Origin of the sequence: Flagellimonas sediminis (assembly GCF_010500845.1) — a bacterium.
Classification (GTDB): domain Bacteria; phylum Bacteroidota; class Bacteroidia; order Flavobacteriales; family Flavobacteriaceae; genus Flagellimonas; species Flagellimonas sediminis.
In genome coordinates this window covers 960,030-977,998 of sequence record NZ_JAAAMI010000001.1, presented here as the reverse complement: position 1 = coordinate 977,998, position 17,969 = coordinate 960,030, and the positions used below count along the sequence as shown (strand labels likewise).

Here is a 17,969-nt window from a genome sequence, read left to right as displayed (position 1 = left end):
CTTTTAATTTGAAGAAGAGAATATTAAATTCCCCATGCTTTCCAACAAAGTATGGGGAATACACACCAACAGGTAGATAAAATAGTCAATGGTTTCAGAAAAAATGATTCGGAAACCATGCGGGAAACCTACCAAGAAGTGTATCCAAAAGTGCGCGCCCATATCTTAAAGAACAATGGCAATGAAGACCAGGCCAAGGATATTTTCCAAGAGGCATTCGTGGCCTGTTGGAGAAACATCAAGGAGGATAGGTTTGTGGAAGGAAATGTTTCTGGGTATCTCTTTACCATAGCCAAGAACAAATGGACGGATTTTTTACGTTCATCGGATTATAAAAAAACCATCAACACGGATTCACAATCCTTTTTAAAGGTGGTACAGGATGACCCCATGCCCAAGGAAGACATCCTTGAGGAAGAACAGAACAGAAACGCCATGAAGGCCGCATTGGCCCAATTGGGGGAAAATTGCAGGAACCTCCTCAAGATGTTCTACTTTGAAAGGAGGTCTATGGAAGAGATTTCAAAAGAGATGGGAATGGCTCCCAATTCGGCGCGCAACCAAAAATACCGGTGCATGGAAAAACTGAGAAACCTTTGCCTTCAAATCAAGAACAATGAACGATAGCTCCTACATATCACAAGAACGCCAAGAAACCTTTGAAAGGTATCTTATGGACCAAATGGACAATCGGGAACGTTCCCAATTTTTGGAAAATTTGGAGCAAGACGCCCAATTGATACAGCAATTCAATGAATTCAAGGCCTTGTTCCATAACGTTGAGGAAGCTGCACTTCGGGAACAGATGGAATCTTTTCATACCGAATTGAAATCGCCATCCAAAAAAATAACAAAAGGCCGCACCTTCCCCATTTATAAAATTGCCGTAGTCATCACAGTTTTGGCAGCCATGGGTCTATGGCTCCTTTATCAGAAAGACCCCAATGAAAAACTCTACCAAGAATATTTCACCGTAGACCCCGGACTTCCAACCGTTATGGGAAACAGCAGCAATTATGACTTTTATGAAGCCATGGTGGATTATAAACAGGGGCATTACAAAACCGCCATCAGCAAATGGGAACAGCTATGGGCTGAAAAAAAGGACAACGATACCCTCAACTATTTTTTAGGTTCCGCGTATCTGGCAGATGGGGAGGCAACCAAAGCTATTTCCTTTTTTGATTTGGTGGTAGAAGACGAAAACGCCTCATTTAAAAACGAAGCTGCCTTCTATCAAGGACTTGCCCACTTAAAAAATGGTGACCCCCAAGCAGCCCTGAAAAGTCTTGAAAAAGCACAAGATGAAAAAAGTCGGGAATTGGTTAAAAAACTTAAGGACTGATCGGTGATGTTCAAGGGCCTATCACCTTTTCTCTTGATGTTTGCCCTTTTGTTGCAGGCATCCATATTCAGCCAACAACATCCTGCTCTAAAAAAACTGGATAGCCTTATATCCATCGATGCTTTTCAGGAAGCACAAGCTCTTATTGCCCAACAAATAGGGAATGACCAAAAAACTCCTTTACTGAATTTGGGCAAATTGGTATATCCACTTGCCAAAACGGAATTTTTGCAAGACCACCAGACCAGCTTTCCAAAAGCACAAGAACTATTGAAAGACCTTGAGGGTAGTCACCAACCGGATTCTGTTCGTTTTGATGCCCTCATGGGTATGGGTCTTGCCCAAATAGATAAGGGAAATGTCATCCAGGCCAATGAAACGGTCCTACGGGCCAATACCATTGCCGCAACCATGCAGGACCCGGAAAGAAAGCTTACATCGGAATACTATTTGGGAGAGATTGGTTTAAAGTTGGGGGATTTTGATCAACTCATGGACCGGACCGAAAAAGCGCTGCGAGTGATGAACGACCATCCAAAAGCCAAATTCCGATTGGCCCCACGAGTATTGAATTACAAGGCATCACTCATGCATTTTATGGGAAAGCCAGATAGTGTCAACTTCTATTTTGAAAAAGCCATCCAAAGTATTGACAAAACCGATGAAGATCCCGAATACCAATATTATCTTCCGAGTGTGATCTATGGCAACTGGACCTTGGCCAAGCAAACGGCCGGAGACTATGAAGCAGCCATGGAATTTACCCTGAAATGTATTTCCAGCTACAATACCTTTTTGCAAAAGACCCACAACCATCCGTTGACCGAAAAGGTTCACGGCAATCTTTCCATTGCATACCGAAATCTGGGGAGTCTTTATAACGATTTGGGAGACAAAGAAAAAGCCATTCAAGTGGCCACTTTGGGATACCATCATGCCAAAAAATACCTGTTTCCCAACACAGTGCAATATTTCAGTGCTATAGTGATGATGGGGGAAGCATACCTCTACGGGGAAAATCCTGAAAAGGCAAGAATGTATCTAGAGGAGGCCAAGGCATCATTGCAGACCATCCCTGGGGACAATTGGCTGTATGCAGCAAACCTGTATTCGGTTTTGGGCGACCTTGAAAAAAAGGACGGGAATATTTCCGAGGCCATCGTTTACTACCAAAAAACTTTGGAGGCGTATGAAAACAGTAGTCCTGACGAGTTCAGCCAAAATGTGGTCTATGCCCAGTTCAACTTGGCCCAGTCCTTTGCCGATGATCATCAGTTCAACAAGGCCGAAAATCTGATTGACGAAACCTATACCGAAACGGCAAAAATATATGGTACAGAAAGTTTTTTGGCCAAAACGGCCTTGCTCACCAAAATTCGGATTTCCTATTTAGAAGGGGATTTTGAAAAGACCATACAACTGTGCGAACAGTTGTTGCCTTCCCAAGAAAACGAAACAGAAGGTCAGGAACGGCTTTACCAATGGGGGGATCGAGCCGAGATTTTATTGTATTTGGCAAAATCCAAATTCCAATTGTTGCCCCATTCCTTGAAAAATCTTCAGGATATTGCCCAAACTTTAGATTGGGCAACAGATTTTGTTGAAAAACGAAAATCATTGGTCTCCTCCCAAAACGGTGTGGCCAACCTCATCGAAAACAATAGGGAAATATTCAATTTTGCCAAAAAGGTATATCTGGAACTGTACCAACAGACCCATGATGAAAGGTATCTCGAAAAGGTCATGACCCGCAACGAATCTTCCATTTACAATCGGATCAGGGCCAGGCTGAACCTTGCCAACAATGGCTTTTCACCAGTTGAAATCAGAGAGAAGGAAAACCGGCTGCGAGAACAGATTGATGAATTTTTCAACCTTGGGGAAGATCAGACCCAGTTCAACGCGGCAAAATGGGATTCCCTTTCCACCGCTTGGCAAGAACATCTGTCCTTGCTTCAAAAAGAATATCCGGAGTATTACAAGATGAGGTATGCCTCCATTTTGCAACCCTTGAAAAATCTCAAGCAACAAGTGCCTGCCAACACCACACTGGTCCGTTATTTTTCTGATGGCGACAAGGCCTATGCATATGTTTACCATGATGGCATGACCAAACTGACACAATTGGGAAACCTTAAAAACTTATGTACTTCTTCCATTTCAGATTATAGTGTTCCCGAGAACGAACTGTTCGAATGTCTGCATCAATTGTTTAAGATTTTGTGGAAACCGATTGAAGAACAAGTGAAAACGGAGAACGTCATTATTTTTCCTGACGGCGAACTTTTTAATCTGAGCTTTGAACTGCTCACGCCCCAAAAAATAAGTTCCTTAAAACAATTGGCCACCAACAGTCTTTTGGCCAAGCACAATATTTCATATAATTATAGCCTGTTCATGCTGGATCAGCAGCAGAAAGTCCTGGAATTTGAAAATAATTTCATTGCCTTTGTGCCAGAGTTTGACGAGCAAATGAAAAGTGAATATGTAATGGCCATCATGGACTCCCTTTATCTGGACAGGACCTATCTTACCTTGTTACCCCAACCCTTCAGTTATGATCTGGCCGAAAAATTCGGAAAAGTGTTCCATGGCGATACGTTTCTCAATGAAAGGGCATCCAAACAAGTCTTTTCCAAAATGGCCAAGGAACACAAGATCATCCATATTGCCACCCATGCCGAATCGAACAACCTGAGCCCGGAACTCTCCCGTTTGGTATTCGCCAAGAATACTTCGGACCTGGAAGACATCAACGACAATTATTTGTACACCTATGAGATTTATGACGAAAACTTAAGCTCCAACCTGGCCATATTGACGGCCTGCGAAACCGGAAAACCAACCTATCAACCGGGAGAAGGGATGATTTCCTTGGCCCATGCCTTTAACTATGCGGGCAGTGAAAGCATTTTGACCAGTTTATGGCAGATCGATGAAAAATCCAGTGCACAAATCCTAGCTTCCTTCTACAATTATCTTTCCGAAGGAAAGCGCAAGGACGAAGCCATTCGGTTGGCCAAATTGGATTATTTAAGCCAATCTGAGGGACGGACCCTGCACCCCCAATATTGGGCAGGCCTAATCTTGATGGGCAACACTGCCCCTATTGATCTTCACCGACCTATGCATTGGACCATTTGGGCCACTCCATTGATCGTAGTTTTGATCCTTGCCTTGGCTTTCTTCCGTAAAAGTAAAACCCCCGCAAAAACGGGGGCAAACTCAAACAACTAACTAACTTCGAAAAATCTTATCCCCCGGTATTGTTGGGAACATTGGGATCGTTATCATCCGGGTCCTCATTGGCGGGAACACCATCATTGTCATTGTCCACAAAAGTTCCGTCCCTACCCACAAAAAGCTGATAATTAATGGGAAAAAACGTGTCCATAACCTGGGTTTCATATTCGTTAGTGGGTGCCGTGGTCACCGAAATGGCAGAAAATGTGCCCCCTGCGGCATAGGTGGAGCGCACCCAAATCTGTGCAGTGATGCCATCAAAACGGAGCAAACGGGCTGTGAACTGAGAAGAAATACCTTCAAAAGTATTGTTGGCCGTGGTAGTGCAGAGCACTTCCGGGGTACCAGAAAATCCGTAGTGGGCAAATACCCCATTGATCTCATTGGCGATGATGCTCGTGGCGGACACTTGACCTGCTACCTGGGTATTGGGAACCCATCGAAATACCACCATATTATCATCGCGGACCAAGTTGACCCCGAGGGTCGCGGTCTGGGCGTCAGTGACCTCAAAGGCGGTAAAACCTGTTGGGTAGGTAAACCCGATCAATGGTTGCAAGCTGTGGATAAACTGTCCGCCCGGATTTTTGATGACGGGCACTTGGGCCAAAGGAGCGGGAATGGAATGGGCAAACTCCCAATAAACACCTGTAATACCGGACACATTGGAACAAAGACCCTGTGGTTCTGCATTGAGCTGCCCGTTGTCAGAATCCGAACTACAGCCCAAGCAAAAAAGAAAAATAAAAATGGCAATTAAAGTTTGAATGGTTTTCATGATGATTATGCTTTTTCCCTTTTATCGGTCAAAAAGAAAAATGTCATCATGTTTTACAAAACAATGCAGTCCATGATTTTTTGGCAGAACAATCGCTTATTCCAAATACTGCTTCAAAAGTCCAATTTTGGAGGAGTTCCTTAACCTGTTCAAAGCTTTTATTTTTATTTGTCTTACTCTTTCGGTTGTCAGGTCTAAATGAAATGCTATTTCTTCCAATCCCATGGAATCTTCTGCTCCAATCCCGAAGGACATTTTAATGATGTAGGCTTCCCGGTAGGATAGTATCTCCAAAATATCATCGATTTCCAGTTGCAACGATTGATTGATCAGCTTTTGTTCCGGACTGTCAAACTCATTGGAATGTATTGTATCATGTAAACTCAACCCACCATCTCCAATCTTTAACGGTTCATCCATAGAAAGGGGCCATGAAGATTGTTTTAAACAAATCTGAATCTCTGATAGCGAGAAATCGATCATTTCTGAAATTTCTTCCGCCGTAGGCAACCTTTGATGCATTTGCTCAAAATGGGAAGAGAAGTTGTTTATCTTGTTAATGACATTTATTTTGTTCAAAGGCAATCTGACCATTCTTGATTTTTCAGTAATTGCCTGTATGATCCCTTGTCGGATCCACCATACCGCATACGAAATAAACTTGAAACCACGTGTCTCGTCAAATTTGGATGCTGCCCTGACCAATCCAACATTCCCTTCGTTAATAAGATCATGTAAATTGAGACCTCGCGACTGGTATTGTTTCGCCACGGAAACAACAAATCTCAAATTGGCCGACACCAATTTTTCCAGGGCCATGTTGTCGCCCTGCCTTATAAGAACGGCCAAATTAACCTCTTCCTCCTCGGTAATCAAAGGGATACGGCTTATATCACTAAGATATTTGTTCAAGGAAAGGGTATCCCTTGCTGTAATTTGTTTTGATATTGAAAGAGGTCTCATAGGTTTTGTTTTTCATTAGGCCATTGTCCTTACATAAATCAGGTTTCCATTGCCCTTTGGATTTTTCCTGGAGCCAATTTCAATTTGACCCATGGATTTGACCAAAGGAGTCAACTTTTTGAATCCGTAGTTCCTGGCATCAAAATTGGGCTGCTTCTTTTGCAATAATGTACCCACCTCGCCCAAAAAGGCCCATCCCTCCTCATCCTCAACATCGGCAATGGTGGAAAGGATAAGATCAACGACCTTAGGGGTAATCTTATCTATCTTGTTCTTATCACTTTTCTCAGGAGTATTGGATTCCCCTACTTGGGTCTTATGAAGTATCTCAAGGTATATGAATTTATCACATGAAACGATGAAAGGGTCCGGGGTCTTTCGTTCACCAATACCAAAAACGGTCATTCCCGCCTCTCTTAGCCTAATGGCCAGCCTAGTAAAGTCACTGTCGCTGGAGACCAGTGAAAAACCATTCACCTTTCCGGAATACAGGATGTCCATCGCATCAATGATCATGGCACTGTCCGTAGAGTTCTTGCCCGTGGTATATCCGTATTGCTGTACAGGGGTAATGGCATTCTTTAGCAGGACATCCTTCCATTTAACCAAGCTTGGCTTTGTCCAATCCCCATAAATCCTTTTAATACTGGGGTTGCCATATTTGGCAATTTCCTCCAGCATTTCCTTTACATATTTAGAGGGAATATTGTCACCGTCTATTAGGACGGCAAGGTTTAAATCTTTGTTCATAAAATCACTCCTCGTTCCTTTTCAAATATTCTTTCCTATGAATCGCCTTTTTCAGGCCCTCTCTCTTCTCCTCGGATTTTTTGGTAAACTCTTCGTTGTCCCTGATACGTTTTAACTGCTGGGTACTCCTCACCTTGTTCCTATATCTTTTTAAAGCCCTATCTATATTCTCTCCTGGGACTATCTTAATTATCAACATATTTTCTTGTTATTAAAATTACTAAATACTGCCACTCAGGGCCAACATTTAAAAATGGCCTCTTTTTCAGGGACATGGCTGATTCCCTGGCATATACAACTTTGGACTTTGACCTATCTAGTCTGGCCTTTAAAAATGCGGATATTCGTTCAAGCAAAAAATAACTAAGAAGTGGCCCTTTGTGAATTGGAAATGGGAAAATTAGAGGGCTATCTTTTTATTTAAGGATTTGAGCAATCATCGTCCATGATCCGTGATGCGCTGTAAAGGAAAGGATTTAAATTGGAACTAAACTCGTTTGTTCTGTTTATTTTAGAATACGGAATGGTTCTACTTTCATAGTACAAAATCATTTTTTTGCTTTCAATTGCCATTGAAACGGCAACAGCACCTTTCAAATAGTTTGCCCCCTAAAACTCCTATTCTCAACAATTAACACATTATTGGGGAATACTCGTCAAATAAATGGTAAGTTTGACAGGTTAAAATCCGGAAAGCCCAAGTCAATTTAGTCTTCGCAGATCCTCAATTCATTTTCAGCTCTCTTCTTTTTAATTTATAACGTAGTCAAATATTTTAAGCCAAACGTTAAGGATGGTGAAGCCCGAGTGGATTCGGACAATTATGTAATGGTCCCCATATTTGGATAATTCTTCTACATGCCCAAGCCAATTACGCTTATCCATTATCCCATTACAACACATGCGCGACCAAGACCGAACCGCAATTAACTGCACTAACAAACCAAGATTTTCGAAAAACTCAGATTCTGATTTTTCAAAAACCCTGAGAAACAGGGTCAGCACCTATTTTAAAACGAACAATATCAGTAGGCATGCCAACAAGAGCATGGTTTTGAAGACCACGATTATGCTCACTGTTTTTTTTGCCCCCTTGATTTTCATAAATACCGGAATGGTGGTAGCCCCCTTGTTGCTTTTTGGTCTTTATATAATAAGTGGAATTGGAATGGCCGGAATTGGAATGGGCATCATGCACGATGCCATCCATGGATCTTATTCCAAAAATCAAAAAGTGAACAAATATCTTGGATATACCATGAACCTTATAGGTGGTAATGCCGCCGTTTGGAAGATCCAACACAATGTACTCCATCATACCTATACCAACATAGAAGGCGCGGACGACGACATCAACGCTCCTTTTTTCCTAAGGTTTTCCCCGCATGCCAAAAAGAATGGACTACACAGGTTCCAATACTTGTATGTGTGGTTTTTTTATGGCCTGTCCACCGTCTCTTGGATTACTACCAAAGATTTCATCAGACTTGACCGGTATAGGAAAATGGGATTTTTCGACAAAAAGAATGGCTACCGAAATGCACTAATGAAGATTGTTGGATGGAAGTTGATATACTTTTCATATGCCTTGGTCATACCCTTGTTGGTTGTGCCTCTGGCCCCATGGATCATCATCTTGGCCTTTCTAAGTATGCATTTTGTTACAGGCCTGTTGATCAGTATCGTGTTTCAAGTGGCGCACATCATGCCCAACACGGAATTCCCGCTTCCTAATGAAGATGGAATGATTTCAAGTGACTGGGCAGACCACCAACTGGCCACAACAACGAATTTTTCCCCAAAGAGCAGACTGTTTTCTTGGCTAATAGGTGGGCTGAACTATCAAGTGGAGCATCATCTATTACCCAATGTCTGTCATATACATTACAGAAAAATATCTGGTATTGTAGCGGATACTGCCAGGGAATATGGGTTTCCTTATAACACAAAAAGAACATTTATAGCTGCCATCATGGACCATGTTGGGGTCTTACGAAAGTTGGGGAAGGCGCAACCTGTTCTTGCCGGATAGAAAGGTGATTGTATAAGAATTGAACAGAATATTAATATTAAATATAAAGTAATGCAAGAAGGAACAGTAAAATTTTTTAATGAAGCAAAGGGTTTTGGTTTTATTCAGCCCAATGACTCCAATGATGATGTATTTGTACACCAAACCGGTCTTATAGACAAGATCCGTGAAAACGATAAGGTAAAATTTACCGTGGAAAGAGGTCAGAAAGGCATGAACGCCATAAATGTTGAATTATTGATCAACTAAGATCCCATAATCCAAGAACAAATAAAAACCATCTTTAAAAGATGGTTTTTTTGTGGGGCAAGGTCCCAAATTTGCTTTCACAATAATCCAATGCTACCTCCTTCATACTGTCATCTGCCCTGTTTAACAGTAGATAGATTACCCAAATACGGTCTAAGTTCACTGTCCAAATAAACCATTTCATTTGCACAGGTGTTGTTCTGGATCATACAGTAATAGACCTTACGCACATACAATCGCACAACAAGAATGACACTGGGCCTTACCTTTGCATAAACAAGATCGCCTTTTTTATATCTTTTTGCTATGTAATTCTTTTTCATAGGATATGCTTTTGTGTAGATAAAATCGATGCGTCATTCATTTTTTATAGTGGCACATAGCATCTTAAACTTATGATTTGCTTCAAAGGAACAGGGTGTAGAGGCGGGGATGATTATGGAATCCCCTCTGCGCATAAAGGTGGAATTACCGTTTATGACAACCTCGGCCCTCCCTTCAATGATGTGGATGAATCGAACAAAAGGTGATTCATTATGGGACAGTACCTTACCAAAATCAAAAGCGAATGCCTGTATGATACAGCTGTTCTGTACACTTATGTTTTTTACCACAATGGAATTGGAATTGAACTCCAGTATATCCGTTAGGTTAAATGTCTTGGATTCCTCAAATTCACCCTTCTCCATGATTAAACAATATAAGATTAGTATCTTTCCCCTATTCCGAACTATTTTTGGTGTTCCGCTTGGCCTTTTTGGCCGCCTTTTTTTCTTTAGGGGTTTTTGAGGCTGGGGTTTTTCCCGATTTTTTCTTTCCTTCTTTTTCTTTAGACATTGTGTATTTATTTAGGTTATCAATGCTTCACGGTAATATGCTGGCCAATACAAGCATTGTAATGAACAGAATAAAATAGATGGCACATTTTCTCATGACTGTATTTATTATTGACTTAGGATAATTTGGGATGGCCCTGACAATGACCATTAATTGTATTGGGGAAAGGGAAGGTAGCACCAAAAAAAAAGAGCAGTATTTTTTAGTTCCTGCTCTTTTTTGGGCTTTTAAAAATTAAAAGCACGTATCAACAAATTAAATTGCTTCAAAGCATATGAGCTAGCATTGCGTTAAAGATTACTTTCAGTTATTTTTAATTCGGATCAACCCAGGTACTAAACTTCTGTGTAATTCACTTTCTTCTTCATATTTAAATCTTAGCCCTTTTACAATTGCTTCGGGAAGACTGAGAAGTTTTTCCAGAATCCCTTTAACCGATATATCTTTTTTAAAAATGTCCATAGCATGGTTTATTATTAAGCTGATCATATAATAGCCAGCAATGAACAAAGATGCGCAAGAACTAGGTTAGGTTTACTACATAAATAATCCCAAGGTTTACACATATCACAGGTTTTCCAAGTTTTGTGTCCTTTTTTCCTTTAATTTTTTAAAATAGGAAGGGGTAAGACCGGTAACCTTTTTAAATTGATTGGAAAGATGGGCGGAACTACTATAATGCAGCTTGTATGCTATTTCAGTAAGATTGAGTTCGTCATATAAAAGCAACTCTTTCACCCTTTCAATTTTATGTTTAATGATATAATGTTGTATGGTGATCCCTTTTACTTCAGAAAACGTGTTGGACAAATACGTGTAGTCATATCCTAATTTCTCGCTCAAATACCCCGAGTAATTGATTTTTGGGATTTCATCAGTATGATGAATCATTTCCACCACTACATTCTTGATTTTTTCAATCAATATGCTCTTCTTGTCATCCAACAGTTCCAACCCAGACTTGAGTAGATTATTTTTTAGTTGGACACGTTTTTCATGGGTAATCTCCCCCATGGTTTCAACCATGCCCAAATTCAACGAGGCATAGCCCAATCCCAACTTTGTCAGCTCTTCCTTTACCAACATTTTGCAACGAAGACTGACCATATATTTGATGTATAATTTCATTCATTCATTTTAAAGGCTTTTCTCGATTGCGAAGATTTAATCAATAAACCTTAATAGCCTAAATTTTCTCAAACACCAATCGATAATGGTCCATTATTTCCTTCTCAAAGCATATTTTGTTCGGGCTGATCTTAAAGACGGCCACTTGATGTCTAAATTCCTTGTCCATAATGTATTTGGGAACCAGGGATAGATAGAGCCAATATTTTTTCAGGTTAAACTTCCTGAACTTCTTCCGCCATTGGCTTATCGTCTCAATGTAATCCAGTCTTCCACTACTTTGCGAGATCAACTTAAAACTCGGTTCGGCATTTCGTATCACCATTTCAGGGCCATAGGGTAGCCATGAACCCGGAAACTCCTTGACCATCAGCGCCATGACATGGGCCGCCGAGCCTTTTTTGGCCTTGACATCCAGTTCTTCATAATCGATCATATTTTTACTGAACGTCATGGTCTGCATATAGAACCTGCCTCCTTTTGGCAACAAATCGGCAACGGTCTTAAAAAAGTCACCGTACACTTTTTCCTGTTTCCCTTCTTTCCACTCCTCAACGGAACAGAAATGTTCCAATCCCCCAATGCAGCTAATGGCATCAAACATTCCAAAATCTTCCGGTACTACATAGCGACAATCCTTCACAAGGACCTTCATTCCATTTTTTTGGCAGGCTTCCGCCTGTCCCTCTGACAAGGTCAGGCCGGTACAAATGCCCCCCCGATCTTTGGCGGCATATTGGATAAAGGGTCCCCATCCACAGGCCATGTCCAAGACCTTACTTCCATATTTAACGTTTATGCTATCCGCTATAAACCTGTGTTTTTCCCTTTGGGCCTCTTCCAAGGAGATCGAAAAATCGCCATCATACTTGGCCCCGCTGTAATCCGCATTTTCACCCATGCTCAAACGGAATATCCTGTCTATGGTGGTGTAGGTAAAATCCAAATCCTTTTTATCGGCCATTTTGCAAATTTTAAGTTTAAGTACTTGTTATCAGGGCACATTATTAAGGACATTGCTTTGCCATACAAAGTCATGAATGCCACTTTTATATTAAACATCAAAGCCAAGAAAGGAAACGCCACTTCATTTTTGTTTCCTGTACCCTGAAGAATTGTGAAGTAATTGTAAATAGATGCGTAAAAAACCTTTGCCCAATTGGTGATAGGAAATATATAAGGCCTTGGCAAAGGATTTGAACAAAAAATATTCCTATAAAGGTAATCATTAAACTGTTCCCTCTAACCAGATATCCTGGCAACATTCGAACAATTTCCCATTGATGGGTACCACTTGAGTGTTTTTCATCCCACCACCGACACACAATTGTCCATAAAAAAATAAACCCCGACAATCAATTGATTGTCGGGGTTTTTCAGTACCTTGGGTGTGAATTTCAGTTTAATTTTATTTGATGCTATTTGTTTATAATTAGTTGTATATCAATTATTTATATAGATTTATCTCTTGTTTATTTTCCCTTCATTTCGTATTTTTAGACAAAAACCGTCACTCTTACGTCACTTTTTTATGTCAGTACAACTTCGAAGCAGAACTTTAAAATCAGGAGCAAAAAGCCTCTATCTGGACATCCATCATAACGGAGAAAGGTGGAGGGAATTTCTAAAAATAAAAATACTACCCAAGGACCCTTCCAAATTTGAAAAAAAAAGAATTGCCGAAAGAATTCGTGCCAACAGGGAATTGGAAGTTTTGTCCGATGAAACAGGGCATATTCCGCAGCACCTAAAGAAGATTAATTTTTTTGTTTTTGCAGAAAAATACATTCAGGATTATAAAAACAAGGATGTACGCATTGTAGCAAGCTCTGTGGAGAAATTTAAAGAGGCTGTCAACAATCCGAGGTTAACCATTACGGGGATCGGTCCCAAAACCATGACCTTGTTCAAAGATTATTTGATACATGATGCAGGTCTGGCCGGTGAAACGGCACATAACTATTTCACTAGGTTCAAGAAAGTTTTAAAAGCCGCAAAAATTCAAGGTTACCTGAATGAAATGCCAACAGCAGACATAAGGTTTTCCAATCCGAACAAAGACGATACATTAAAAAAACAAGTTTTGGATAAGGATGAACTTCAAATACTTGCCAATACCAAATGTGGAAATACTGCAGTAAAAAGAGCCTTTCTATTTGCTTGCTTCACTTCCCTTGGCCTTGCCGAAATCCGAAAGCTCAAATGGAGAAATATAAACAAGGGCCGACTGATAACAACTAGAAACAAAACAGGGGAACTGATTAATAACAGACTTAATCAAACAGCTCTTGACATCTTGGGCAAACCAGGGGAAAAAGATGATTTTATTTTCAATATACAATCATTAAGTGATAATGGAGCCAACAAAGCAATACGCTACTGGGTTAATAGGGCCCAAATTGAAAAGCACATTACCTTTTATTGTGCCCGGCATACTTTTGCCTGTCAATTACTTATCAATGGAGCCAACCTCAAAACTGTTGCCGATGCCATGGGTCATAGCTCAACCAGAAGTACTTTGAAATACCTTAATCATGTTCAACGATTACAGGATGAAGCAATTGACAAACTACCTTCTCTTAATGTTGATTTAATTACCCTATAGCACATTACTACAAGAAACCATCACTTTTAAAGTAGATAGGTCTATTGATTATGGATAAGAGATACTTGACCGATATCTTATACTATAATTATCATATGGATTAGTTTTCGGAATAATTACTTTCTAAAAGCCTGCAGATTTGTTCGGTATAGAATAATAATCCATTTGAAGACATCCCTTCAATAATAACCCTCACCTCTTTCTGTTCATTTAAGGGTACAGTGATTGAATATGGAATTTTTGAGTTGACCTCAATTTGGCTTTCCCACCAAATGGCACCATATCTCTTGTACAAAAATGAGGTGTAATCTGGATAATTTGGGCTAAAATAGCTTTGTGTTCGACTGAAACCCCCAAGCACGGAAAGACTTGTAAACCTTACTCTGTCAAACAATTCATCATAATCATACCGTAATGACAGTGAAATAAAAGGTCCTTGTCTGCTTTTGCTATAAATCATTGATTTTATAGAAGAAAGTGGCATGTTCATCAGCTCAACCGGGCTGGCCATCATACCTTCAACAAACACCGGTACAGCCCTAAGGCCAGGAGGGTCAATAATATATACCCCAATACCCCCTTCTTCTGGTTTCAGACGAGTAAGAAAGCCCAATATATGGACATAATTTTGAAAAGACCTATATCGATTCACTGTCTCTTTATCAATTATTCGTCCTTCAGCCAAAGCGGTTATTTGGAATTTGGTGTTATCCTTCATTTTTTCCGAAACAACGACTTCATCAAGGGATATCGTCCTTTCTGCTAGGTTCAGGTCTTCATCTATTTCTAAAACCAAAGCTTCTGGTTCAATCTGACTCAAATTCACCAACCATTTTGAATATTCAAAAGTGTCCACATGGTAATCGTCAAAATACAGTTCCGCTTTAGGTTTTCTGAGTTTTCCTTTTTCGTTCAAGACACTTACCAAGATAGAATCTCCCTCAAACAAAGGAAGGTCTCCTTTGAAGTTCTTATCTTTTGAAAGGTCAAAAAGATTTATGGCGCCTAATGTTTGCGACATTAAAGAAACTTGTTTTTCATTTTTGAGGTCGGCATCCAAAATCTTGCCTTTAAAAGCAATGTTTTTCTCAAATTCATATCTATTACTTTGGTTATGCCCCGACTTAACATATTGGTTAAACTTTTCAGTTCCTTCCATGAGCAATCTAGTATCCATTTGATAATCCCTTGAACGTTCTTTACCTTCAAAAAAATAGCGACCATCAATAAACTGTTGCCTGAGAAAAGGCTGTACCAAGAAGGATGAAGCTATAGAATTGTTAGGAAAATATGCATTTGATTCAGAGGGAAGCACCGACATACTTATATCAGCCGTTGGGCTTCCATTAGGAAGGATTAAATCTATCTGAAGGGAATCTTGGCTTTGGTTAAGGCAATAGCTCACTTCTATTGAATGTACATCTTTACCCCATCTCGGTTTGTTAAAAAACATACGTTGCGATACGGGTCGCATAGTTTCGTCCAAAATTACTGCTGTGTTGATTCCGTTGGGAATTTGATTACGGTCTACAGAAATAGGATTGTTATCCTTATCGAGCTCATACCGAAGAATGAAATTACCGTTTATATAGTTATAGATAGCCATTGAAAATTTCTCGGTATCACTTGAATCCAAAACAGATTTTGACCTTTTAGGGCTTAGAACAACAACGTCTTTTGCTGTGTTATCCACACTGATGCCCGTCCCCTGTTCTAGCTCAATTTCCAGTTTTTTGGTATTCCAAAGACCGTTTGCATCTTGGAATTTAAGAAGATATGATTTGGTAGGATCCGCAAAAAATCCAAACCTACCTTGACCCAACTGATTTGTTTGAATATTTGACTGAATTTGTTCGCCATCTCCCGTCATCAGCTGAATTCCATCCGTCTTTATTGGATGTAGATTCTCATTAAAAATCATCAAACCTACACTATTGTAGGCGTCTGCTACAATGTGTTGCCCTTCGGGATAAATCAAAATAGAAACATCGTTATTGGTATTTATTGTCGATTGCTTGGTTATTCCGATTATTTTTATCTTTTGAAGAAATGGTGTGGCAACCTCAAAATTCTTCATATAGTTGGTCCATGCCATCAAATAGTATGAATCTTCAACAAATGTCGAATCAATTGCTAAATCACCATGGGAAATACCATTGTCGGCCATAAACATTTTATGCATTAAAACCTTCCCATCGTTTGAAAAAAGGCCAACGTGTAGATTCGTGGTGGTTGCTGAGGGTAACCCCTGGTTTTGATTCTTTATATAGGCCTTAAACCAAAGGCGTTCACCTTTGAAAAAAGTCGTTTTATTCAAGTGTAAATGTATACTTTCAAGCAATCTTGGGGCTTCTGTATCTATGGTTGCTGCTTCTTGTCCATACGCAGCAACAGACAGAATCAAAAAAAAGAAGATTTTATTTATGCTTTTAGTACCTATCACAATGAAATAAAGATAACACATTCTCATTGGAGATTAAACTGTTGAACGCCTGCCAAATGTCTATTATATAAGATTAGGGCCTTGTAAAGCATTTTGAACTTTAATCATCCTCTCAAGCTATTTTAAAAACCATTAAAAGTAGCATGTGAAAAATGTAATAATCCGTAAATCCCAAATCTTACCCCGACTTCAGCGCATGGATCCTGTCCTATTTTTGTAGCGTTCGGGAAGAAAAGCGTTTATCAAAAATAGGATAGGGCGCTGTCCTACTTTTTGCCTTTTTCTTCCAACCATTTTTGGTAGAGTTCCTTTGCCTGTGGGCTCTCATCAAGGAATGCCCCATAATGTCCCATGGCACTGTCCCCTCCTTTGATATATGCTACCTCTTCCTTCTTTAATATCCTTGATAACTGAAAGACCGAAAATCCAAGTACCAACAGCACACAGACCAACAATCCCCAGGACAGTTTTATGGCCCAACTGGGCAATAGAATTGATTTCTCCACCTTGTGAAGGATACTTTGCATCAAACTTTGCTGTTCCTCAATGGTCTTCTTTTGATCGTTACTGTATTCTTTTAGAAGTGCTCTGATCTCAGTGGTATCAGGCCTCAATGGGAGATTTTGCAAATTTTCATGTACCCTTTCCAATCGGCCGATGCTCTTCTCAAAGCCGTTGATCTCCTCGGTCAGCAGTTCCGCTATTTCATCCAGTTTTGCCATGATGTTCTGTTTAGATTCCTATTCCAGTGTCCCTGACCACTTTTATGGCCAGCTTGATGGTTTTATTGATGATGGTCTTGGTGAAACTCATTGGGACATTCACTGTCCTACCCAAAAGTTCCATGCTCTTGTCCTTGGCAATCCGCTGTGCCCTTTCCTTTTCAAAGTTCATTTGGCCCGCTATCCTGCCCATGGACATGGAACGGTGCACTTCGCTTCCCTTTAGGTTGGTTCCCTTGTACTCAAAACGGAAGCCCTGTAACCGGTTCTGTTTGTTGATGCTCGGGATGACCTTTATATTGTTTTGCTCCATCGATTTGATGTACTGGTCAAAGTCCCCTGGCCTGTCCCTGGCCATGACCCTTTCATGGATCCGCTGTATTTCAGACCGGAGTTCCTGCATCCGGTACAGTTTTTCCTGCTGTGCCTCCCTTACCGTGGTAAGTTCCATCTGTCTGGCCACCCGCTCGGCCATCTGTTGACTACGTTTTCCAATGAAACTGTCATTGTAGGTCTTGCCCTCAAAACTTATACGGTTCGCATACAGGTGGACATGTAGATGCTCCTTGTCCCTATGGACAAATGCCACGGCCTGATGTTCCCTCAGCCTCATTTCCTTAAGGAACCGTTCGGTCATTTCCTTGAGCTGCTCTGCTTCCAATTTCTTGCCGTCCTCGATGGTGGGACTCAGCACAAAGCTGAGCGTGTTCTTTTTGCACAGCTCGTTCTGCTCTTGGATGATCCTGAACTCCTCGGTGATCTCCCTTGGGGTCTCCCCGGCCAGATATTGGCTGTGGATGATTTCGGCTTCTTTCTCCTCGTTCATTCCGTAGCTCATGGAGGCTGCGGTGTGCGATATGGATTTTCCCATGCC

17 protein-coding genes and 1 pseudogene are annotated in these 17,969 nt (G+C 40.6%); 7 read left to right on the top strand and 11 right to left on the bottom strand.

The genetic code is table 11. The features are described from left to right. Positions 1–51 precede the first annotated feature (51 nt). Genes GTK07_RS04380 through GTK07_RS04370 form a run of 3 tightly spaced genes read left to right on the top strand, consistent with a single transcriptional unit; the run spans position 52 to position 4,582 of the window. Complete coding sequence (locus tag GTK07_RS04380; protein ID WP_163633350.1) at positions 52–627, top strand: RNA polymerase sigma factor; 576 nt, start codon at positions 52–54, stop codon at positions 625–627. Continuing rightward, the gene (locus GTK07_RS04375; RefSeq protein WP_163633348.1) at positions 617–1,345 is read left to right on the top strand and encodes a tetratricopeptide repeat protein; all 729 of its coding nucleotides are present in this window, start codon (positions 617–619) and stop codon (positions 1,343–1,345) included. Before GTK07_RS04380 ends, GTK07_RS04375 begins: the two co-directional genes overlap by 11 nt. 6 nt (positions 1,346–1,351) lie before the next feature. Next, positions 1,352–4,582 (top strand): CHAT domain-containing protein, encoded by a 3,231-nt coding sequence (locus GTK07_RS04370; RefSeq protein ID WP_163633346.1) that lies wholly within the window; start codon positions 1,352–1,354, stop codon positions 4,580–4,582. 16 nt (positions 4,583–4,598) lie between these two features. On the opposite strand, the gene GTK07_RS04365 is transcribed toward GTK07_RS04370, so the two are convergent. The 4 genes from GTK07_RS04365 to GTK07_RS04350 form a co-directional block, all read right to left on the bottom strand. Beyond that, positions 4,599–5,366 (bottom strand): hypothetical protein, encoded by a 768-nt coding sequence (locus GTK07_RS04365; RefSeq protein WP_163633344.1) that lies wholly within the window; start codon positions 5,364–5,366, stop codon positions 4,599–4,601. 96 nt (positions 5,367–5,462) lie between these two features. After that, positions 5,463–6,329, bottom strand: coding sequence for a sigma-70 family RNA polymerase sigma factor (locus GTK07_RS04360; RefSeq protein WP_163633342.1), 867 nt, complete (start codon positions 6,327–6,329; stop codon positions 5,463–5,465). 15 nt (positions 6,330–6,344) lie between these two features. After that, positions 6,345–7,079, bottom strand: a complete 735-nt coding sequence (locus tag GTK07_RS04355; RefSeq protein ID WP_163633340.1) for an NYN domain-containing protein — start codon at positions 7,077–7,079, stop codon at positions 6,345–6,347. A 4-nt stretch (positions 7,080–7,083) separates the two neighbouring features. Next, the gene (locus GTK07_RS04350) at positions 7,084–7,278 is read right to left on the bottom strand and encodes a small ribosomal subunit protein bS21 (protein ID WP_163633338.1); all 195 of its coding nucleotides are present in this window, start codon (positions 7,276–7,278) and stop codon (positions 7,084–7,086) included. A 702-nt stretch (positions 7,279–7,980) separates the two neighbouring features. Here GTK07_RS04350 and GTK07_RS04345 point away from each other — a divergent pair. Beyond that, complete coding sequence (locus GTK07_RS04345; RefSeq protein ID WP_203583715.1) at positions 7,981–9,111, top strand: fatty acid desaturase family protein; 1,131 nt, start codon at positions 7,981–7,983, stop codon at positions 9,109–9,111. Between the two features lie 51 nt (positions 9,112–9,162). Continuing rightward, complete coding sequence (locus GTK07_RS04340; RefSeq protein ID WP_163633336.1) at positions 9,163–9,360, top strand: cold-shock protein; 198 nt, start codon at positions 9,163–9,165, stop codon at positions 9,358–9,360. A gap of 110 nt (positions 9,361–9,470) precedes the next feature. Here GTK07_RS04340 and GTK07_RS04335 read toward each other — a convergent pair whose 3' ends face one another. From GTK07_RS04335 to GTK07_RS04315, 4 genes are all read right to left on the bottom strand, one after another. Then, positions 9,471–9,683, bottom strand: coding sequence for a hypothetical protein (locus GTK07_RS04335; RefSeq protein WP_163633334.1), 213 nt, complete (start codon positions 9,681–9,683; stop codon positions 9,471–9,473). A 33-nt stretch (positions 9,684–9,716) separates the two neighbouring features. Next, the gene (locus GTK07_RS04330) at positions 9,717–10,049 is read right to left on the bottom strand and encodes a cupin domain-containing protein (protein ID WP_163633332.1); all 333 of its coding nucleotides are present in this window, start codon (positions 10,047–10,049) and stop codon (positions 9,717–9,719) included. 715 nt (positions 10,050–10,764) lie between these two features. Further along, entirely contained in the window at positions 10,765–11,325 is a 561-nt protein-coding gene (locus GTK07_RS04320) for a helix-turn-helix domain-containing protein (RefSeq protein ID WP_163633328.1), read from the bottom strand. Between the two features lie 58 nt (positions 11,326–11,383). Further along, positions 11,384–12,289 (bottom strand): SAM-dependent methyltransferase, encoded by a 906-nt coding sequence (locus GTK07_RS04315; RefSeq protein WP_163633326.1) that lies wholly within the window; start codon positions 12,287–12,289, stop codon positions 11,384–11,386. A gap of 567 nt (positions 12,290–12,856) precedes the next feature. Here GTK07_RS04315 and GTK07_RS19465 point away from each other — a divergent pair. Beyond that, positions 12,857–13,018 (top strand): annotated as a pseudogene (locus tag GTK07_RS19465) (Arm DNA-binding domain-containing protein); the annotation flags it as partial. 21 nt (positions 13,019–13,039) lie between these two features. Continuing rightward, a complete protein-coding gene (locus tag GTK07_RS04310) occupies positions 13,040–13,930 on the top strand; it encodes a site-specific integrase (protein ID WP_235932427.1) in 891 nt (296 codons plus the stop codon). A 100-nt stretch (positions 13,931–14,030) separates the two neighbouring features. On the opposite strand, the gene GTK07_RS04305 is transcribed toward GTK07_RS04310, so the two are convergent. From GTK07_RS04305 to GTK07_RS04295, 3 genes are all read right to left on the bottom strand, one after another. Next, the gene (locus GTK07_RS04305) at positions 14,031–16,334 is read right to left on the bottom strand and encodes a hypothetical protein (protein WP_163633322.1); all 2,304 of its coding nucleotides are present in this window, start codon (positions 16,332–16,334) and stop codon (positions 14,031–14,033) included. Between the two features lie 305 nt (positions 16,335–16,639). Further along, positions 16,640–17,095 carry a DUF6730 family protein gene (locus GTK07_RS04300; RefSeq protein WP_163633321.1) on the bottom strand — a complete coding sequence of 152 codons (456 nt, stop codon included), beginning with the start codon at positions 17,093–17,095 and terminating at the stop codon, positions 16,640–16,642. A 10-nt stretch (positions 17,096–17,105) separates the two neighbouring features. Continuing rightward, positions 17,106–17,966 (bottom strand): relaxase/mobilization nuclease domain-containing protein, encoded by an 861-nt coding sequence (locus GTK07_RS04295; RefSeq protein ID WP_235932426.1) that lies wholly within the window; start codon positions 17,964–17,966, stop codon positions 17,106–17,108. Between the last annotated feature and the right edge of the window lie 3 nt (positions 17,967–17,969).

What these genes read in the sequence shown, in the direction of transcription:
- GTK07_RS04340 (WP_163633336.1), top strand. Translation starts at nt 9,163, where the DNA reads ATGCAAGAAGGAACAGTAAAATTTTTTAATGAAGCAAAGGGTTTTGGT.
- GTK07_RS04295 (WP_235932426.1), bottom strand. Translation starts at nt 17,966, where the DNA reads ATGGGAAAATCCATATCGCACACCGCAGCCTCCATGAGCTACGGAATG.
- GTK07_RS04345 (WP_203583715.1), top strand. Translation starts at nt 7,981, where the DNA reads ATGCGCGACCAAGACCGAACCGCAATTAACTGCACTAACAAACCAAGA.
- GTK07_RS04350 (WP_163633338.1), bottom strand. Translation starts at nt 7,278, where the DNA reads ATGTTGATAATTAAGATAGTCCCAGGAGAGAATATAGATAGGGCTTTA.
- GTK07_RS04320 (WP_163633328.1), bottom strand. Translation starts at nt 11,325, where the DNA reads ATGAAATTATACATCAAATATATGGTCAGTCTTCGTTGCAAAATGTTG.
- GTK07_RS04330 (WP_163633332.1), bottom strand. Translation starts at nt 10,049, where the DNA reads ATGGAGAAGGGTGAATTTGAGGAATCCAAGACATTTAACCTAACGGAT.
- GTK07_RS04315 (WP_163633326.1), bottom strand. Translation starts at nt 12,289, where the DNA reads ATGGCCGATAAAAAGGATTTGGATTTTACCTACACCACCATAGACAGG.
- GTK07_RS04335 (WP_163633334.1), bottom strand. Translation starts at nt 9,683, where the DNA reads ATGAAAAAGAATTACATAGCAAAAAGATATAAAAAAGGCGATCTTGTT.
- GTK07_RS04375 (WP_163633348.1), top strand. Translation starts at nt 617, where the DNA reads ATGAACGATAGCTCCTACATATCACAAGAACGCCAAGAAACCTTTGAA.
- GTK07_RS04360 (WP_163633342.1), bottom strand. Translation starts at nt 6,329, where the DNA reads ATGAGACCTCTTTCAATATCAAAACAAATTACAGCAAGGGATACCCTT.
- GTK07_RS04355 (WP_163633340.1), bottom strand. Translation starts at nt 7,079, where the DNA reads ATGAACAAAGATTTAAACCTTGCCGTCCTAATAGACGGTGACAATATT.
- GTK07_RS04370 (WP_163633346.1), top strand. Translation starts at nt 1,352, where the DNA reads ATGTTCAAGGGCCTATCACCTTTTCTCTTGATGTTTGCCCTTTTGTTG.
- GTK07_RS04365 (WP_163633344.1), bottom strand. Translation starts at nt 5,366, where the DNA reads ATGAAAACCATTCAAACTTTAATTGCCATTTTTATTTTTCTTTTTTGC.
- GTK07_RS04300 (WP_163633321.1), bottom strand. Translation starts at nt 17,095, where the DNA reads ATGGCAAAACTGGATGAAATAGCGGAACTGCTGACCGAGGAGATCAAC.
- GTK07_RS04380 (WP_163633350.1), top strand. Translation starts at nt 52, where the DNA reads ATGGGGAATACACACCAACAGGTAGATAAAATAGTCAATGGTTTCAGA.